Genomic DNA, 15,289 nt, shown 5'->3' on the forward strand with positions numbered 1-15,289 from the left:
AAGCTGTACCCTGAATAGTTGGTGTTATCGTTGCGTTGTGTGGACAGCGTAGCCGTAGCATCAGGTGTAAAGGTTGTTGTTGAAAGTCTCTCTGACCTCGTCGTAGAAATTTTAGTTCTCTCTCATTTGTTGAGCCCATAACTTTCGCCGGTTATGGGTTTTTTTATGCAAAAAAATGCCCCGCAGTCAGGCGGGGCAACAATAAGGCCGTTGACAGGGATCACGGCAAGTTAATGCGAATAATTAAAACCAAGGAAGGGTAAATTGAATTGCAGTGATGATTCTGCAAGTCGGGAATTAATTTACCACAAAGACATTCTTTATTTAAAATACATTATTTGCATGGTTAATCATTTTAGTATTCACGAAAAATATGATTTGACCATTTGAAATATTTAGCAATAAATAATAAAACCAAATTCAATAATTCTCCTACAAAACAAGGGAACTATATAGGTAGTATTAGTGCGAGCACTGACTCATTAATAAAGTATATATAATAAATCTAAGTATCCAATTAAATGATAAAGGAATGACGTCATGAAATTAAAAGCACTGGCTCTTATTATTCCAGCATTACTGGTGGCAGGCGCAGCGCATTCAGCTGAGATTTATAACAAAGACGGCAACAAACTTGACCTGTACGGTAAAGTGGATGCGCGCCATCAATTCTCCGACAATGTCGGTGATGACGGTGATGAAACTTACGTCCGTGTTGGCTTTAAAGGCGAAACGCAAATTACTGACCAACTGATTGGTTACGGTCAGTGGGAATATAACGTTCAGGCGAACAACTCCGAAAATAGTGGCGCTGAAGGCAATGCAACCCGTCTGGGCTTCGCTGGTCTGAAATTTGGTGACTACGGTTCATTCGATTATGGCCGTAACTACGGTGTCGTGTACGACGTTGAAGCCTGGACAGATATGCTGCCAGTGTTCGGTGGTGACTCTTATACCTCTACCGATAACTTCATGACTGGCCGTGCAAACGGTGTTGCAACCTACCGTAACTCCAACTTCTTCGGCGCGGTTAATGGCCTGAGTTTTGCGTTGCAGTATCAGGGCGCAAATGATGGCACCAACGATACCGAAGGTACCAACAACCATCGTGACACAACCAAGCAGAATGGCGATGGTTACGGTTTATCTACCACTTATGATTTTGGTATGGGTATCAGTGCAGGTGCAGCATACGCCTCTTCTGACCGTACTAACGATCAGTCTGCTGACGGCATTGGTGACAAAGCTGACGTCTGGACCATCGGCGCGAAATACGATGCCAACAGCGTTTATTTGGCGACCATGTATGCTGAAACCCGTAATATGACTTATTACGGAGAAGGCGATGCGGCAAATAAAACTCAGAACTTTGAAGTGACCGCACAATATCAGTTTGACTTCGGTCTGCGCCCGGAAATTTCTTACCTGCAATCTAAAGGAAAAGATCTTAACAACGGCAATGGCGGCAAAGACAACGATAAAGATCTGGTTAAATACGTTTCCGTTGGTTCTTACTACTACTTCAACAAAAATATGTCCGCGTATGTTGATTACAAAATCAACCTGCTGGATAACGATGATGAGTTCTATACAAACAAAGGCATCTCTACCGATGACGTTGTTGGTGTAGGCATGGTCTACCAGTTCTAATTATTCAGCGTTTCATCTGAATATTAAGAACAATAAAAACCCATCTTAGGATGGGTTTTTTACTTTATATCCCGCAGTAATATTCTTTATTCTAACCATTGCGCAACACCTCCATGCCGTGAACAGGTTCCCCGACGATGTGTGCTGAAACTATATGTTCCGTCACGGCATTGCGCTGAAGCGCCATCGGGGACATTGCCTGATTTACTGTGCGCCGGTTTATGCACGCTTTGCCCGTCTGAATTTATGTAGTCCCCTTGTTCGATAAGTTCGTTATTCTGTGAATACTGCTGTTTTGCAATGGCAGGTTGAAAAATCAGAAAGGTAGTGATTATTAAACAAGCGAATAATCGCATGATGTGGTTATCATCCGTTGATAAAAAGGTGTGCGCAAAGCGTACTCTCCGTTTACAGCGATGCAATCCTGATATTTAACCATTAACGAGATGGTTAAATTATGTTCGCCCAACCATTCTCCCGCCTTATTATTCCCAACGTAAAATTTTAGTTAAGAGCCGTTTAAAAAGACGGCAAATCCTTGCCTGATCCTACTGGAAATTCTCTCAAGCGCTTGAATTTAAAGAGGTGAAAAGGGTTATTTCGCAGGGTCATTTATTAAGCGATTTGTGCCCTACATGATTGAAATCTATTGATAAATCGCATGTACAACAGCCGGAGACTTTGGTATATTATTGACCAGATCACGTACAGGGCTATTTCTCTGTGATACGGTGTTTTACCTAAGACTGGGTTTCTCAGGACAATGACATGTTAGATTATCGCTTTCCGACAGCTATGCAGATGGTGTTTTGTATCGCTCAGTCCCAAAAGGCTGAACAGCGCTGCACCAGTGCGATTTTAGCAACGGGTCTGGAAGCCAACTCCAGTTTTATCCGCAAACTGATGGTACCGCTGACTCAGCACGGCATTATTGTCTCCACGCTGGGCCGCACCGGCTCCATTAATCTCGGGCGTCCGGCGGATGAAATCTCTTTGCGCGATATTTACTGCGCGGTCATTGAAGATAAGCGTCTTTGGGCTGCGCGTCCTGATGTTCCCGCCCGCTGCGTGGTCAGCGCCAACGCCTGTACGTATTTCAAAAATATCGTCAACGAAGCCGAAGAAGCGTCGCTTCAGGTTTTAGCCCGTCATACCGTGGCGGATGCGCTGGCGGAATTCGAACGCGGCGGCAAATACAAATGCACCAAAGATCTGGCGGCAGAATATGCAGAGAATGTTTCCTGCTCTAAGTAAACCGCAGAGACCTTTTTTATTCGGAGCACAAAATTCAAACGTAAAAAAGCCGGGACATTTCCCGGCTTTTTGCCCTCTGGATTTTGTGCAGTGAAATCAGACGGTCTGTGTTTCCAGCGCCACTTTCTTACGCGTCACCAGCTTACGCAGTGCGACATAAAAGACCGGCGTCAGGAACAACCCGAACAGTGTCACGCCTAACATGCCGGAGAACACTGTAATCCCGGTCACACCACGCACTTCCGCACCGGCACCGTGGCCGAGTATCAGCGGAATGGTCCCCGCAATGAACGCAATCGACGTCATGACGATAGGGCGCAGACGCAGACGACAGGCTTCAAGCGCCGATTCAATAATGCCTTTACCCTGCATTTCCAGCTCGCGGGCAAATTCGACAATCAGAATGGCGTTCTTACAAGCCAGCCCCATCAGCACCACCAACCCGACCTGCACGAAGACGTTGTTATCGCCGCCAGTCAGCCACACGCCAAACAGCGCGGAAAGCATGGTCATCGGTACAATCAGGATCACCGCCAGCGGCAGCGTCCAGCTTTCATACAGCGCAGCGAGCACCAGGAACGCCAGCAGAACGGACATCGGGAAGACGATCAGCGCCGCATTGCCTTGTGTGGATTGCTGATAGCTCAGATCCGTCCATTCAATATTCATCCCGTTTGGCAGCAGGTTTTTCGACATCGCTGTCAGCTCTGTCATGGCCTGCGCCGAGGACAGAATTCGCGGGTCTGCATCACCAATCAGATCTGCCGCCGGATATCCGTTATAACGGATCACCGGGTCTGGCCCGTAAGTCGTGGTGATATTGAGCATACTGCCGATTGGCACCATTTCACCCTTGTCGTTACGGGTGCGCAGATTACCGATATCTTCGACGCTGTCACGGAACTGGCCATCGGCCTGCGCCATCACTTTCCAGGTACGTCCAAAGCGGTTGAAGTCATTGATGTACGCCGAGCCCAGATAAACCTGCAACGTACTGAACAAGTCATCCAGGGAAACGCCCTGAGCTTTGGCCTTATCACGATCAATATGCGCATCAAGCTGCGGCACGTTAGCCTGATAAGAGGAAATCGGATAACCCATTCCCGGCGTTTGCATAATGGCACCGGACATCGTGTTAATCGCCGTTTGTAACGCACCGTAGCCCAACCCGGCGCGATCCTGCACGTACAGCGAATAACCCGAACCTTGGCCTAAACCGAGGATCGGCGGTGGCATAATCGAGAAGGCAAAACCTTCCTGAATCTGCGAGATTTTGGCGTTGATTTCCGCGTTAATCTGCGCCGCTGTGCGGGTACGTTCGCTCAGCGGTTTCAGGGCGAAAAATACTGTCCCGGTGTTTGGCGTATTGGTGAACTGCAACGCATTCAGACCGGGGAAGGCCACCGCGTCGATCACGCCGTCCGTGCTCAGCCCCAGAGCACTGATTTTGCGGATCACCGCATCGGTGCGTGACAGGGATGAACCTTCCGGCATTTTCACACCGGCAATCAGATAGAGTTTGTCCTGCGTTGGAATAAACCCGCCCGGTACCGCTTTAAACATAAATGCGGCGGCACATAGCAGCAGAACATAGACGCCAAATACCGCGCCGCGGCGACCCAACGTTTTCGCTACTGCACTCTGATATTTGTGCGAACTGGCATTGAAGAAGCGGTTGAACGGACGGAAGATCCAGCCAAACAACCCGTCAATCAGCCGCGATGGCATATCCTTCGGCGCGCCGTGCGGTTTCAGCAATATTGCCGCCAGAGCAGGGGAAAGCGTCAGTGAGTTGATGGCTGAAATTACGGTAGAAATCGCAATCGTGACCGCAAACTGTTTGTAGAACTGGCCGGTAACGCCGGAGAGGAATGCCATCGGCACAAACACCGCGCACAGCACCAGTGCAATCGCCACAATCGGGCCTGAAACTTCCCGCATGGCCTGATGCGCCGCATCTCGTGGCGCTAAGCCTTCCTCGATATTACGTTCGACGTTTTCGACCACCACGATGGCATCATCGACGACTATCCCTATCGCCAGTACCAGCCCGAACAAACTGAGCGTATTCAGCGAGAAGCCGAGCAGATACAGAATACTGAATGTCCCGATCACGGAAATCGGTACTGCCAGCAACGGAATGATGGACGCACGCCAGGTTTGCAGGAACAGAATTACCACCAGCACAACCAGCACCACGGCTTCCAGCAACGTATGCACCACAGCGCTGATCGAATCACGGACAAACACGGTCGGATCATACGGCGCACGCCAGGTCATACCTTCCGGAAAACGTGTCGACAATTCGGTCATTTTCGCGCGCACGGCGTCGGACAAATCAATCGCATTCGCCCCCGGTGACTGGAAGATACCAATCCCGACCGCATCTTTATTATTGAGCTGCGAGCGAAGGGCGTAACTGCCGGAACCCATTTCGATGCGAGCGACGTCACGCAGACGCACTATTTCGCCATTATCACCACTTTTCAGGATGATCTTGCCGAATTCGTCTTCATCTTTCAGGCGGCCCTGTGCGTTGATAGACAACAAATAATCACTGTCTTTCGGCATCGGCTCAGCGCCCAACTGACCGGCAGACACCTGCACGTTTTGCTCCTGCATCGCCTTCACGACGTCAGACGCCGTCAGGCCACGCGCCGCCACTTTGTTAGGATCCAGCCAGACGCGCATGGCATATTCGCCCGCACCGAAAATCTGAATCTGACCGACACCTGGCAGGCGCGCCAGCTCATCTTTCACTTTCAGCGTGGCGTAGTTACTCAGATACAGTGAATCGTATTTACCGTTGGGCGACACCAGATGCACCACCAGCGTTAACGTTGGCGACTGTTTCTGCGTGGTTACCCCCTGACGACGCACATCTTCCGGCAAGCGCGCTTCGGCTTGTGCCACGCGGTTCTGCACCTGAACCTGCGCCTGATCCGGGTCGGTACCCGGACGGAACGTCACGGTCGTCACCAGCACGCCGTCGGAACCGGCGACAGATTTCATGTACACCATGTTTTCAACACCGTTGATCGCTTCTTCCAGCGGCGTGGCAACGGTTTCAGCAATCACTTTCGGGTTAGCGCCCGGATATTCAGCGCGAACCTGCACGCTCGGCGGTACCACGTTAGGGTATTCGCTGACCGGCAGCAGGGGGATGGCAATCGCCCCGGTGACCAAAATCAAAATCGACAAAACAGCCGCAAATATTGGCCGGTCGATGAAAAAGCGGGAAAAGTCCATGAGTCAGGATTCTCTGTTATTGAACTGCGGCAGGGGTTGGCGTCACGCTGTTGGCCGCCATAGCGACGGTTTTAGCGTTGACAGACATTCCCGGCATGAAGACTTTTTGCACGCCGTCGATAATCACGCGGTCGCCGGCTTCAAGGCCTTTCTGAATGATGCGAAGGCCGCCGGACATCCGTCCGGGTTCCACATCCCGACGCTGCGCTTTGCCGTCTTTATCTACCACGTAGACGTATTTGCGATCCTGATCGGTAAGCACGGCTTTATCGTCAACCAGCATGGCGCTGAACTGTGCACTGCCCGGCAATTGCACCCGTGCAAACAGACCCGGCGTAAACGTGCGGTCACGGTTATCGAGCACAGCGCGCATACGTATGGTGCCGGTGCCAGAATTCAGCTGGTTATCGGTGAAATCGACCACGCCCTGATGGGGATAGCCATTCTCGCCGACCAGACCAACGTGAACCGGCAGGCGGTTTTGCGGGTTATCGCTGCGCTGTCCGTCACGCGCCATCGCCTGATAACGCAGGAACGTGCCTTCATCCACGTCAAAATAGACATACACGGTGTCGAGGGAAACCAGCGTTGTCAGTACGCTCGCCGTATCACCCGCCGTCACCAGATTACCGGTGGTGATCATGGCGCGGCTGGCGCGTCCGTCAATCGGCGAGGTCACGCGGGTGAAATCGAGATTGAGCTGCGCCATATCCAGTTGCGCCTGAGCAGCCAGAACATCTGACTGCGCCTGCGACGCGGCAGAACGGCGTTGCTCAGCAATTTCTTTAGAAACTGCCTGCGTACCGATCAGCGCTTCGGTTCGCGCGGACTCGCTGCGGGCCAGACCGGCCTGATTGCGGGCGCGTACCAGTTCGGCCTGAGCCTGTTCCTGGGCTGCGCGATAAGTCCGGTCGTCGATGGTAAATAACACCTGACCCTTTCTGACTTCCTGTCCTTCCTGATAATTCACTTTGTCGATATAACCCGACACGCGCGGACGGAGTTGAACGCTTTGAACCGCTTCGACGCGGCCATTAAAGGCATCCCACTCGCTGATTTGCTTAACTAAAACATCGGCCACGCTAACCTGCGGGGCAGGCGGAGCGGCGTTTTGCGCCACGCTGTTATCACACCCGGCAAGCAGGGCGACCACCAGCGCAATCCCGGAAAGACGCAACGTCAAAGGCAAGCCGCCGGAACGGCCGCGTGCATTAACCTGTGATTTTTGCAGGTTCATCATTATTTTTATTTCCAGTGAAGTAAGTGCTGCCAGGCAATACACCGGCCTGTCCTCCGGGTAACGTCCTTTGCCTGATCTGACTTTTTTGCGGCTTGTGCCGTTCATCAGCACAATTATGTATCAATGTCTGATACAGTTAGTTCGGGGGGATTGTAGGGACGCCGCTACTAAAGTGCAAGGAATACTGTTACACTTTCTGTGCTATTTTACAGAACGTTTACTTCGGGGAAGTGGACTATCCCGTAACGAGAAATTAAATGCAATAGTAAAACTTGCATTTAAGCAAAAACTGCGTCACTTTATAAACAGACGAGCCGCCCAGGTGGGCGCTGAAAATAAAAAATGACGGAGAGAGAGTCCATGAGAACCGAGGATTTCATTCACGACCTGATCGAGTGGATCGATCACAACCTGGAAGAGCGTCTGGATATCAAAACCGTCGCGAAACGTGCAGGGTATTCACGCTGGTATTTGCAACGGATGTTCAAAGAACATACCGGCCTGCCAATGGGTGAATTTATCCGTGAGAAAAAACTGAAGAAATCTGCCGATATGCTGGCCAGCAGTGGCGAACCTATCGTCAGCGTAGCTATTTCGCTGGGATTCGACTCTCAACAATCGTTTACCCGCAGTTTCAAACGTCAGTTTGGACAAACGCCGGGTGACTGGCGTCGTGGCCTGAGCCTGAGCCCGGCAACAGAATGTCAGGGCTGCCTGCACTGATTTTCTTCTCCGCTTTCTCTTCCCCCTGAGACAGCGCGTACCACTGGCCCGGCTTGCGTCGGGCAGTGATTGTTCTTCCAAACCTTTCTTTCTGATCCCGTTCAACTCCCAAGCTGATTGATACCGTCCCGGTTCGCGCATTTATTTTTCACCACGACGGCTTTGCCTTTATTCATCCCAATAATCAGCGCAAGCAGAATTGTTGATATGGAAACCCATCCCCAGGCACCGGGTGTTTGATGAAGGATGAAAACAGAGCTAATCATTCCGAATACAGGGATCAGGAGTGACCAGGGAGCCACTCTGGATACCGGATATTCACGCAGCAGAAGGTTCCACCCCCAGTAACAGAAATGGGTCGCTGCATACACCTGGAATGCCAAAGAAAATACTTCCACGATCCGGATACCCGACAATAGCGTTGAAAACGGGGTCGTCCCATGCCACCACCAGGTCAGCATCAGGAGGGGGATCGGTGAAAAAATGCTTGCCCATACAACGAAAGCGAATATCTCTTTGACTTCAGATAGCTTGATAATGATATTTCCGACACTCCAGGCTACGGCACTGATCATCAGCAGAATCAAACCGATCGTTGTGGATTTACCGGGGCTTTCCATCAGGATGCAGACCAGGCCTGTTGCTGCCAAAAACACACCTATCAGTTGTTGCCTGGTCAGGCTTTCACCAAACAACAACACACCCCAGCCAAGAGTAAAGAACGCGCTGAACTGTATTAAAAGAGCTGCGCTGCCAGGTGGCACCCCCATTGAAATACCGAGATTGATTAACGCCCACATGGCTACACCGAAGATCAATCCGTAGGCAACCAGCCAGTGCATTGCAACCTGGGGTCGTTTTACAAAAAAGACCAAGGGAAATGCGGTAAATGCGAATCGGATAGCGGTCAAAAGCAACGGATCAATTCTGGCAAGCCCTAACTTGGTTATTGGAAAGTTGACTCCCCATATTGCCGTTACCAATATGGCAAGGATGATGTGTTTTCTATGCATGGATTGGGCGGACCTTATTATCGAATTAAAAGAGACTTCCTTTGCTGTCCCATAAAGATGCCACTGACGGGGTTGGCCCGCTTTCATTTTAAGGTCAGATATGATTAAAATCAGGCCATGCAAATAGAATCCTATGATTTAGACGAAAATGAAACTCTTGACCTGGTTGTCACCAGGAGGGACTACGCTGATGGCGAACTTTTCCCCAGGCATAGTCATCTCAGGGGACAGTTCGCTTACGCAGCATGCGGTGTCATCACCGTCGAAACCGACTTGGGCAACTGGGCAGTCCCACCACTCAGAGCGATCTGGGTACCCGCGGGTGTCGCCCATGCCATGCACATGCGCGGCCCCGTGACGATGCTGAATACCTATATCCGCCCGCAAGCTTCACAACTATTGGGCTTCCCCGTTGATTGTCAGGTATTTGGGGTATCCCGGTTGGTCCGGGAACTCCTCGAGAATGCTGTCAACGTACCCGCCTGCTTTCCTGCTAAGGAACGCGATAGTTACCTGTTGGGGCTGCTGCTCCATGAAATCGCCAGCATGCCCCCGTTATCGCTTAACGCGCCGATGCCCGCCGAACCTCGCCTTGCAAGAGCATGCAATGCGTTTTTGAGTGCGCCCTCTTTAGAATTGGGAATCGACGGTATGGCAGAACTCTCCAGCATGAGTCGCCGGACATTCACGCGACAATTCCGCCTGCACACAGGGATAAGTTTTATCGAATGGCGGCAGCAGGCTTGTCTGCTCGCTGCCGTGGTCAAATTGGGAAACGGTGAGTCAATCACGCGCGTTGCAATGGAGCTTGGATTCAGCAGCCCCAGCGCTTTCTCGACGGTATTCAAAAGTGTGTTGGGCGAGAACCCAAGTCGATACTTTTTACAACCTTCTATCAGCGGAATGTAAACGTAACCCAAAGAAGAAGGGATCATGACGTGATCAACTCAACAAAAAACGACATCAAAGTTCACATAAATTGAAATGATGTTTCAATTTGTTGAGTTGCACGAATTTACCCGCTAAACTCCCCTTATCACCTCGACGCCGGGCCATGCCCGACTCTTATTTAAGACGTCCTACGGAAACGCGTATTCGCCTCCGTTTTATGAAAAAAGGAAACATCATGATTCTGGATAATTTCTCCTTGCAGGGAAAAGTAGCTGTTGTCACCGGTTGTGACACCGGGTTGGGTCAGGGTATGGCGGTGGGTCTGGCAGAAGCGGGCTGTGACATTGTGGGGATCAACATTGTTGAGCCGACGGAAACCATCGAGCGCATTGGCGCAACAGGCCGCCGGTTCCTGAGCCTGACCGCCGATCTGAGCGATACCAAAGTGATCCCGGCGCTGCTCGAACGTGCTGTGGCAGAAATGGGTCATCTGGATATTCTGGTCAACAACGCCGGGATTATCCGCCGTGAAGACGCCATTGAGTTCAGCGAAAAGAACTGGGATGACGTCATGAACCTGAACATCAAATCGGTGTTCTTCATGTCTCAGGCGGTTGCTAAACAATTCATCGCGCAGGGCACCGGTGGGAAAATCATTAACATCGCGTCGATGCTTTCCTATCAGGGCGGCATCCGCGTGCCGTCTTATACCGCGTCCAAAAGCGCGGTGATGGGCGTGACCCGTCTGCTGGCGAACGAATGGGCGAAACACAATATCAACGTCAACGCCATCGCGCCGGGGTATATGGCCACCAACAACACCCAGCAACTGCGTGCAGACGAAGCGCGCAGCGAAGAAATTTTAGGCCGTATTCCAGCCGGACGCTGGGGTTTGCCATCAGACCTGATGGGGCCGGTCGTTTTCCTGTCATCCCCGGCGTCTGACTATATTAATGGCTACACAATTGCCGTCGATGGCGGCTGGCTGGCGCGTTAATCCCGCCACAAGTCAACTTGCGCAGCGGCGAAATCCGCTGCCACAACGAGGAAATCTCATGAAAATTGCATTGATGATGGAAAACAGTCAGGCCGCTAAAAACGCGATCATTTTGAAAGAACTGAACGCCGTAGCGTCTGAAAAAGAGTATCCGGTCTACAACGTCGGCATGTCTGACGAACAGGATCATCATCTGACGTACATCCATCTGGGCATCATGGCCAGCATCTTGCTGAACTCGAAAGCAGTCGATTTCGTGGTTGCGGGCTGCGGCACCGGGCAGGGCGCGCTGATGTCCCTGAACATTCATCCGGGCGTTAACTGCGGTTATTGTATCGATCCGGCGGATGCTTTCCTGTTCGCCCAAATTAACAATGGTAATGCGCTGTCATTGCCATTTGCCAAAGGGTTTGGCTGGGGCGCAGAACTGAACGTTCGCTTCATCTTCGAAAAAGCGTTCACCGGCGTGAAAGGCCAGGGTTACCCGGCAGACCGCAAAGAACCGCAGGTTCGCAACGCGGGGATCCTGAATCAGGTGAAAGCCGCCGTCGTGAAAGAAAACTATCTCGATACGCTGCGCGCCATTGATCCTGAACTGGTGAAAACCGCCGTCACCGGCGAACGTTTCCAGAAATGCTTCTTCGAAAACTGCCAGAACAAAGAGATCGAAAACTTCGTACGTGAAATCCTCGCGTAACCTCAGTTTCTTTCAGGCGATAAAAAACCGGTGCTCAGTGAGTACCGGTTTTTTATTAGCAACAATTTAACCCTAAATAATTTGAGTTGTATCAAGGCGGCAACTGAAGGAATCCCCGGGAGCTTACAAAAGTAAGTGACCGGGGTGAGTGAAGGCAGCTAACGCAGAGACGGCTCAAAAGATGACGGGTTAGAGGAAGTCCTGGCGCTGCGGCGTAAAGGTATCGAGCAGTACGCCTTTTTCCAGACACACGCAGCCGTGCATGATGTACGGTTTTTTATACAGCGTATCACCCGCTGAAACCTCGTGCGTTTCCTCGCCGATGGTGAATTCGAAGCGCCCCGACAGCACGTAGGTCAGTTGTTCATGTACATGATTATGCATCGGGCCGATGGCCCCCGTTTCGAATGAGACTTCCACTGCCATCATCGCGCCGCCATGCGCCAGAACGCGACGACTCACACCGTCACCCAAATCCTGCAATGGAATATCTTTCTTATAAATGAACATCGTCGTTTAGTCCTTACGTAATGTACTGAGCAGGTCAGCCGGAATTTCGGCCAGATACAGCGCCGGAAGCCCTTCGTGATCGGTGGTAAACAGCACATGACGATCGTCCGGCGAGAAAGAAGGGTGCGGATGCGTCACCTGCCTGTCGCCGTCCAGCACGCGCCATGAACTGTTATGTGCCGCAAGCGGCGCATACTGGCGGGATTGGGCGTCAAAAATGTACAGCCACGGATCATTATCAATTGTATGGCTGGCAGTATCCTGCACATCCACCGGCGTTCCCGAGCCGTCGCCCACCAGCAACGTGCCGTTTTCATTGCTCATCAGATGCGAACAGGCGGGCATGGTCATCAGGGAAACGTCTTCACCCGTTTGCGGATCAAAGCGACGAATATGGCGGTCGTGCTGGCCTTTCAGATAAGACACATACATCAGCGCCGAACCGTCCGGCACCCAAAATTCATGGGTGCAGCTTTCGCCCGGCGCATGTTCCTTCACTTTGCGCACATTGCTGCCGTCTTCGTTCACCAGCCACATGCGCGCATCGACCAGATCGTGCGGGCCTTCATGGCAAAACGCGACGGTATTATCGTCAAACGGGCGGTAAATCGGGTGGCCGAGCCATTCGTTTTTCTCGTGGATCACACGGGATTTCCCGCTGAGTAAATCAACGCCCAGCAGGCGGCAGTGCGGATTGCTGTGATAAAACGTCTGGAAAATCGTCCAGTCGGTGAGCGGCGTCCAGTCTTCGCGGCTGATTTCGATGCCCACCAGACGGGTACATTCACTGTTTGCCACCCACGTTCCATACCCGACCCACTCTTCAGGCACCTGATACACCGTCCGCTCGCTGAAATCTTTTAGCGTGACACATTGCAGGCTGCGCTCGTTCTTCACGTAGTAAAGCGACTGATCGTCCGGTGAAAGAAAACCGCCGAACGTGTTATCGCCTGCGCCTTCCGTCAGTTGCACCGCTTTCTGCGTGGTGAGATCCAGCAGGTAATAGTTGCGATTACCGTCGAATTCACCGGCAAACAACAACTTATTGCCATCGCGGGTAAAGCATTTTTGGTAAAAGTAATTGCGATGACACAGAACATCGGGAGGCGTTAAACGCGTCACGCGGGCACCGGTCTGTGGATCCTGAACGGTGTGGAAATTGAATTGAATCTGAGAACCTTTAGCCATGATTCACCCCATCAGTAGCATGAAATTAGCCGTTGCGGCGGCTTTAATTTCATTAATTAAAATGCAGTTTCATTAAATTGAAAACACATTACCACTTAGCGAGATGAAACTGGGGCAGGGGAAAACAAAAGTGCAAAGCTGATCACAAAATGGCCACCTTTTGCCTCTGCGGAAAACCATTCTATAATGGTATAGCTTGCTAACAAATTATTGATACCTGAAATAATTGAAAGGTACGAACGAAAATATCTCACGCTTACACAGTGGAGTATTTTAGAAAAAGGGATGTAAAAGATGAGATTAAGAAGAAAACGTGTTAAACCGATGCAAATCAATGACATTACTATCATTGATGATGCCAAACTGAAGAAAGCCATTACGGCCGCCGCGTTGGGCAACGCGATGGAATGGTTTGATTTTGGTGTATATGGCTTTGTGGCCTTCGCATTAGGCCAGGTGTTTTTCCCCGGTGCCGATCCCGGTATTCAGATGATTGCCGCACTGGCAACCTTCTCGGTTCCCTTCCTCGTCAGACCTCTGGGCGGTCTGTTCTTCGGGGCAATGGGCGACAAGTTTGGTCGCCAGAAAGTGTTATCCGTCACCATTATCATCATGTCCGTCAGTACCTTCTGTATCGGGCTGATACCGGGCTATGCCACCATTGGCATCTGGGCCCCCATCCTGCTGTTACTGGCAAAACTGGCGCAAGGTTTCTCGGTCGGGGGTGAATACACCGGCGCGGCCATTTTTGTTGCCGAATACTCCCCGGACAGAAAACGTGGCTTCCTCGGCAGCTGGCTTGATTTCGGTTCTATCGCCGGTTTTATTCTCGGCGCGGGCGTCGTGGTGCTGATTTCGAGCATCGTTGGTGACGCGAACTTCCTTGAGTGGGGCTGGCGTATTCCGTTCTTTATCGCCGCACCGCTGGGCCTGATCGGGATTTACCTGCGTCACGCGCTGGAAGAGACTCCAACGTTCCAGCAACACGTAGATAAAATTGACAGCGACTCACGCAAAGACATCGCCGAGCCGCCGAAAGTGTCGTTCCGCGAGATCCTCACCAAACAGTGGCGACCGCTGATTATCTGCGTCGGCATGGTGATCGCCACCAACGTCACCTACTACATGTTGCTGACGTACATGCCCAGCTACCTGTCGCACAGCCTCCATTATTCCGAAGATCACGGCGTGCTGATCATCATCGCCATTATGGTCGGTATGCTGTTTGTACAGCCGTTTATGGGCATGCTCAGTGACCGTTTCGGGCGTAAACCCTTCGTTATTATCGGCAGCGTCGGCCTGTTTATTCTGGCCATCCCGTGCTTCATTCTGATCAACAGTGATGTGATTGGGCTGATATTCCTCGGGTTGCTGATCCTCGCGGTTCTGCTGAACTGCTTTATTGGCGTGATGGCGTCGACCTTACCGGCGATGTTCCCGACGCATATCCGTTACAGCGCGCTGGCCATTGCGTTTAACGTCTCCGTACTGATTGCCGGCCTGACACCTACCATCGTCGCCTGGCTGGTGGAATCCACCAACAATCTGTACATGCCTGCGTATTATCTGATGGTCATTTCCGTCATTGGCCTGGTGACCGGTATCTTCATGAAAGAAACCGCAAACCGTCCGCTGAAAGGCGCGACGCCAGCCGCTTCTGACCGCGCAGAAGCCCGTGAAATCCTTCAGGAACATCACGACAATATCGAACATAAAATTGAAGATATTGATGCGCAGATTGCTGAACTGGAAGCCAAAAGAAAGAACCTGATCGACCAGCACCCTGAAATCAACTGATTCAGCGCTGTCGCCCATACAAGCCGGTCAATTTCCTGACCGGCTTTTTTTTCGCCCTTTGCCTTACAGTTCGCTATTCC

The 15,289-nt window shown here is 51.4% G+C and carries 13 protein-coding genes; 7 read left to right on the forward strand and 6 right to left on the reverse strand.

Annotated features, from left to right (window positions below; all coding sequences use genetic code 11):
• Positions 1-540 precede the first annotated feature (540 nt).
• Positions 541-1,650, forward strand: a complete 1,110-nt coding sequence (gene ompC, locus BV494_RS21735; RefSeq protein ID WP_104924901.1) for a porin OmpC — start codon at positions 541-543, stop codon at positions 1,648-1,650.
• Positions 1,651-1,736: 86 nt separating this feature from the next.
• Here ompC and BV494_RS21740 read toward each other — a convergent pair whose 3' ends face one another.
• A complete protein-coding gene (locus BV494_RS21740; protein ID WP_104924902.1) occupies positions 1,737-2,006 on the reverse strand; it encodes a DUF3761 domain-containing protein in 270 nt (89 codons plus the stop codon).
• A gap of 412 nt (positions 2,007-2,418) precedes the next feature.
• On the opposite strand from BV494_RS21740, the gene BV494_RS21745 reads away from it, so the two are divergent.
• The gene (locus tag BV494_RS21745) at positions 2,419-2,904 is read left to right on the forward strand and encodes an RrF2 family transcriptional regulator (protein ID WP_104924903.1); all 486 of its coding nucleotides are present in this window, start codon (positions 2,419-2,421) and stop codon (positions 2,902-2,904) included.
• Positions 2,905-3,000: 96 nt separating this feature from the next.
• On the opposite strand, the gene BV494_RS21750 is transcribed toward BV494_RS21745, so the two are convergent.
• Together BV494_RS21750 and BV494_RS21755 are read right to left on the reverse strand one after the other, a co-directional pair.
• Complete coding sequence (locus tag BV494_RS21750; RefSeq protein WP_104924904.1) at positions 3,001-6,153, reverse strand: efflux RND transporter permease subunit; 3,153 nt, start codon at positions 6,151-6,153, stop codon at positions 3,001-3,003.
• 16 nt (positions 6,154-6,169) lie between these two features.
• Positions 6,170-7,390, reverse strand: a complete 1,221-nt coding sequence (locus tag BV494_RS21755) for an efflux RND transporter periplasmic adaptor subunit (protein WP_439958402.1) — start codon at positions 7,388-7,390, stop codon at positions 6,170-6,172.
• A 363-nt stretch (positions 7,391-7,753) separates the two neighbouring features.
• Here BV494_RS21755 and BV494_RS21760 point away from each other — a divergent pair, with 363 nt between their 5' ends.
• Positions 7,754-8,116 (forward strand): helix-turn-helix domain-containing protein, encoded by a 363-nt coding sequence (locus tag BV494_RS21760; protein WP_104924906.1) that lies wholly within the window; start codon positions 7,754-7,756, stop codon positions 8,114-8,116.
• Between the two features lie 101 nt (positions 8,117-8,217).
• Here BV494_RS21760 and BV494_RS21765 read toward each other — a convergent pair whose 3' ends face one another.
• The gene (locus BV494_RS21765) at positions 8,218-9,129 is read right to left on the reverse strand and encodes an EamA family transporter (RefSeq protein WP_104925263.1); all 912 of its coding nucleotides are present in this window, start codon (positions 9,127-9,129) and stop codon (positions 8,218-8,220) included.
• A 117-nt stretch (positions 9,130-9,246) separates the two neighbouring features.
• Between BV494_RS21765 and BV494_RS21770 the strand changes: the two genes are divergently transcribed.
• From BV494_RS21770 to BV494_RS21780, 3 genes are all read left to right on the forward strand, one after another.
• Positions 9,247-10,038 (forward strand): AraC family transcriptional regulator, encoded by a 792-nt coding sequence (locus BV494_RS21770; RefSeq protein ID WP_104924907.1) that lies wholly within the window; start codon positions 9,247-9,249, stop codon positions 10,036-10,038.
• A gap of 217 nt (positions 10,039-10,255) precedes the next feature.
• Complete coding sequence (gene kduD, locus BV494_RS21775; protein ID WP_104925264.1) at positions 10,256-11,017, forward strand: 2-dehydro-3-deoxy-D-gluconate 5-dehydrogenase KduD; 762 nt, start codon at positions 10,256-10,258, stop codon at positions 11,015-11,017.
• Positions 11,018-11,075: 58 nt separating this feature from the next.
• Positions 11,076-11,714, forward strand: a complete 639-nt coding sequence (locus tag BV494_RS21780; RefSeq protein ID WP_101079130.1) for an RpiB/LacA/LacB family sugar-phosphate isomerase — start codon at positions 11,076-11,078, stop codon at positions 11,712-11,714.
• A 189-nt stretch (positions 11,715-11,903) separates the two neighbouring features.
• Here BV494_RS21780 and BV494_RS21785 read toward each other — a convergent pair whose 3' ends face one another.
• On the reverse strand, positions 11,904-12,224 hold the full coding sequence (locus BV494_RS21785; protein ID WP_104924908.1) for a cupin domain-containing protein: 321 nt from the start codon (positions 12,222-12,224) through the stop codon (positions 11,904-11,906).
• A 6-nt stretch (positions 12,225-12,230) separates the two neighbouring features.
• On the reverse strand, positions 12,231-13,412 hold the full coding sequence (locus BV494_RS21790) for an oligogalacturonate lyase family protein (protein ID WP_104924909.1): 1,182 nt from the start codon (positions 13,410-13,412) through the stop codon (positions 12,231-12,233).
• Positions 13,413-13,706: 294 nt separating this feature from the next.
• On the opposite strand from BV494_RS21790, the gene proP reads away from it, so the two are divergent.
• Entirely contained in the window at positions 13,707-15,209 is a 1,503-nt protein-coding gene (gene proP, locus BV494_RS21795; protein ID WP_104924910.1) for a glycine betaine/L-proline transporter ProP, read from the forward strand.
• Positions 15,210-15,289: the final 80 nt, after the last annotated feature.

The organism is Rahnella sikkimica (assembly GCF_002951615.1).
Taxonomy (GTDB): Bacteria; Pseudomonadota; Gammaproteobacteria; order Enterobacterales; family Enterobacteriaceae; genus Rahnella; species Rahnella sikkimica.

What these genes read in the sequence shown, in the direction of transcription:
- BV494_RS21785 (WP_104924908.1), bottom strand. Translation starts at nt 12,224, where the DNA reads ATGTTCATTTATAAGAAAGATATTCCATTGCAGGATTTGGGTGACGGT.
- BV494_RS21740 (WP_104924902.1), bottom strand. Translation starts at nt 2,006, where the DNA reads ATGCGATTATTCGCTTGTTTAATAATCACTACCTTTCTGATTTTTCAA.
- BV494_RS21780 (WP_101079130.1), top strand. Translation starts at nt 11,076, where the DNA reads ATGAAAATTGCATTGATGATGGAAAACAGTCAGGCCGCTAAAAACGCG.
- BV494_RS21745 (WP_104924903.1), top strand. Translation starts at nt 2,419, where the DNA reads ATGTTAGATTATCGCTTTCCGACAGCTATGCAGATGGTGTTTTGTATC.
- proP (WP_104924910.1), top strand. Translation starts at nt 13,707, where the DNA reads ATGAGATTAAGAAGAAAACGTGTTAAACCGATGCAAATCAATGACATT.
- ompC (WP_104924901.1), top strand. Translation starts at nt 541, where the DNA reads ATGAAATTAAAAGCACTGGCTCTTATTATTCCAGCATTACTGGTGGCA.
- BV494_RS21770 (WP_104924907.1), top strand. Translation starts at nt 9,247, where the DNA reads ATGCAAATAGAATCCTATGATTTAGACGAAAATGAAACTCTTGACCTG.
- BV494_RS21790 (WP_104924909.1), bottom strand. Translation starts at nt 13,412, where the DNA reads ATGGCTAAAGGTTCTCAGATTCAATTCAATTTCCACACCGTTCAGGAT.
- BV494_RS21765 (WP_104925263.1), bottom strand. Translation starts at nt 9,129, where the DNA reads ATGCATAGAAAACACATCATCCTTGCCATATTGGTAACGGCAATATGG.
- BV494_RS21750 (WP_104924904.1), bottom strand. Translation starts at nt 6,153, where the DNA reads ATGGACTTTTCCCGCTTTTTCATCGACCGGCCAATATTTGCGGCTGTT.
- BV494_RS21755 (WP_439958402.1), bottom strand. Translation starts at nt 7,390, where the DNA reads ATGAACCTGCAAAAATCACAGGTTAATGCACGCGGCCGTTCCGGCGGC.
- BV494_RS21760 (WP_104924906.1), top strand. Translation starts at nt 7,754, where the DNA reads ATGAGAACCGAGGATTTCATTCACGACCTGATCGAGTGGATCGATCAC.
- kduD (WP_104925264.1), top strand. Translation starts at nt 10,256, where the DNA reads ATGATTCTGGATAATTTCTCCTTGCAGGGAAAAGTAGCTGTTGTCACC.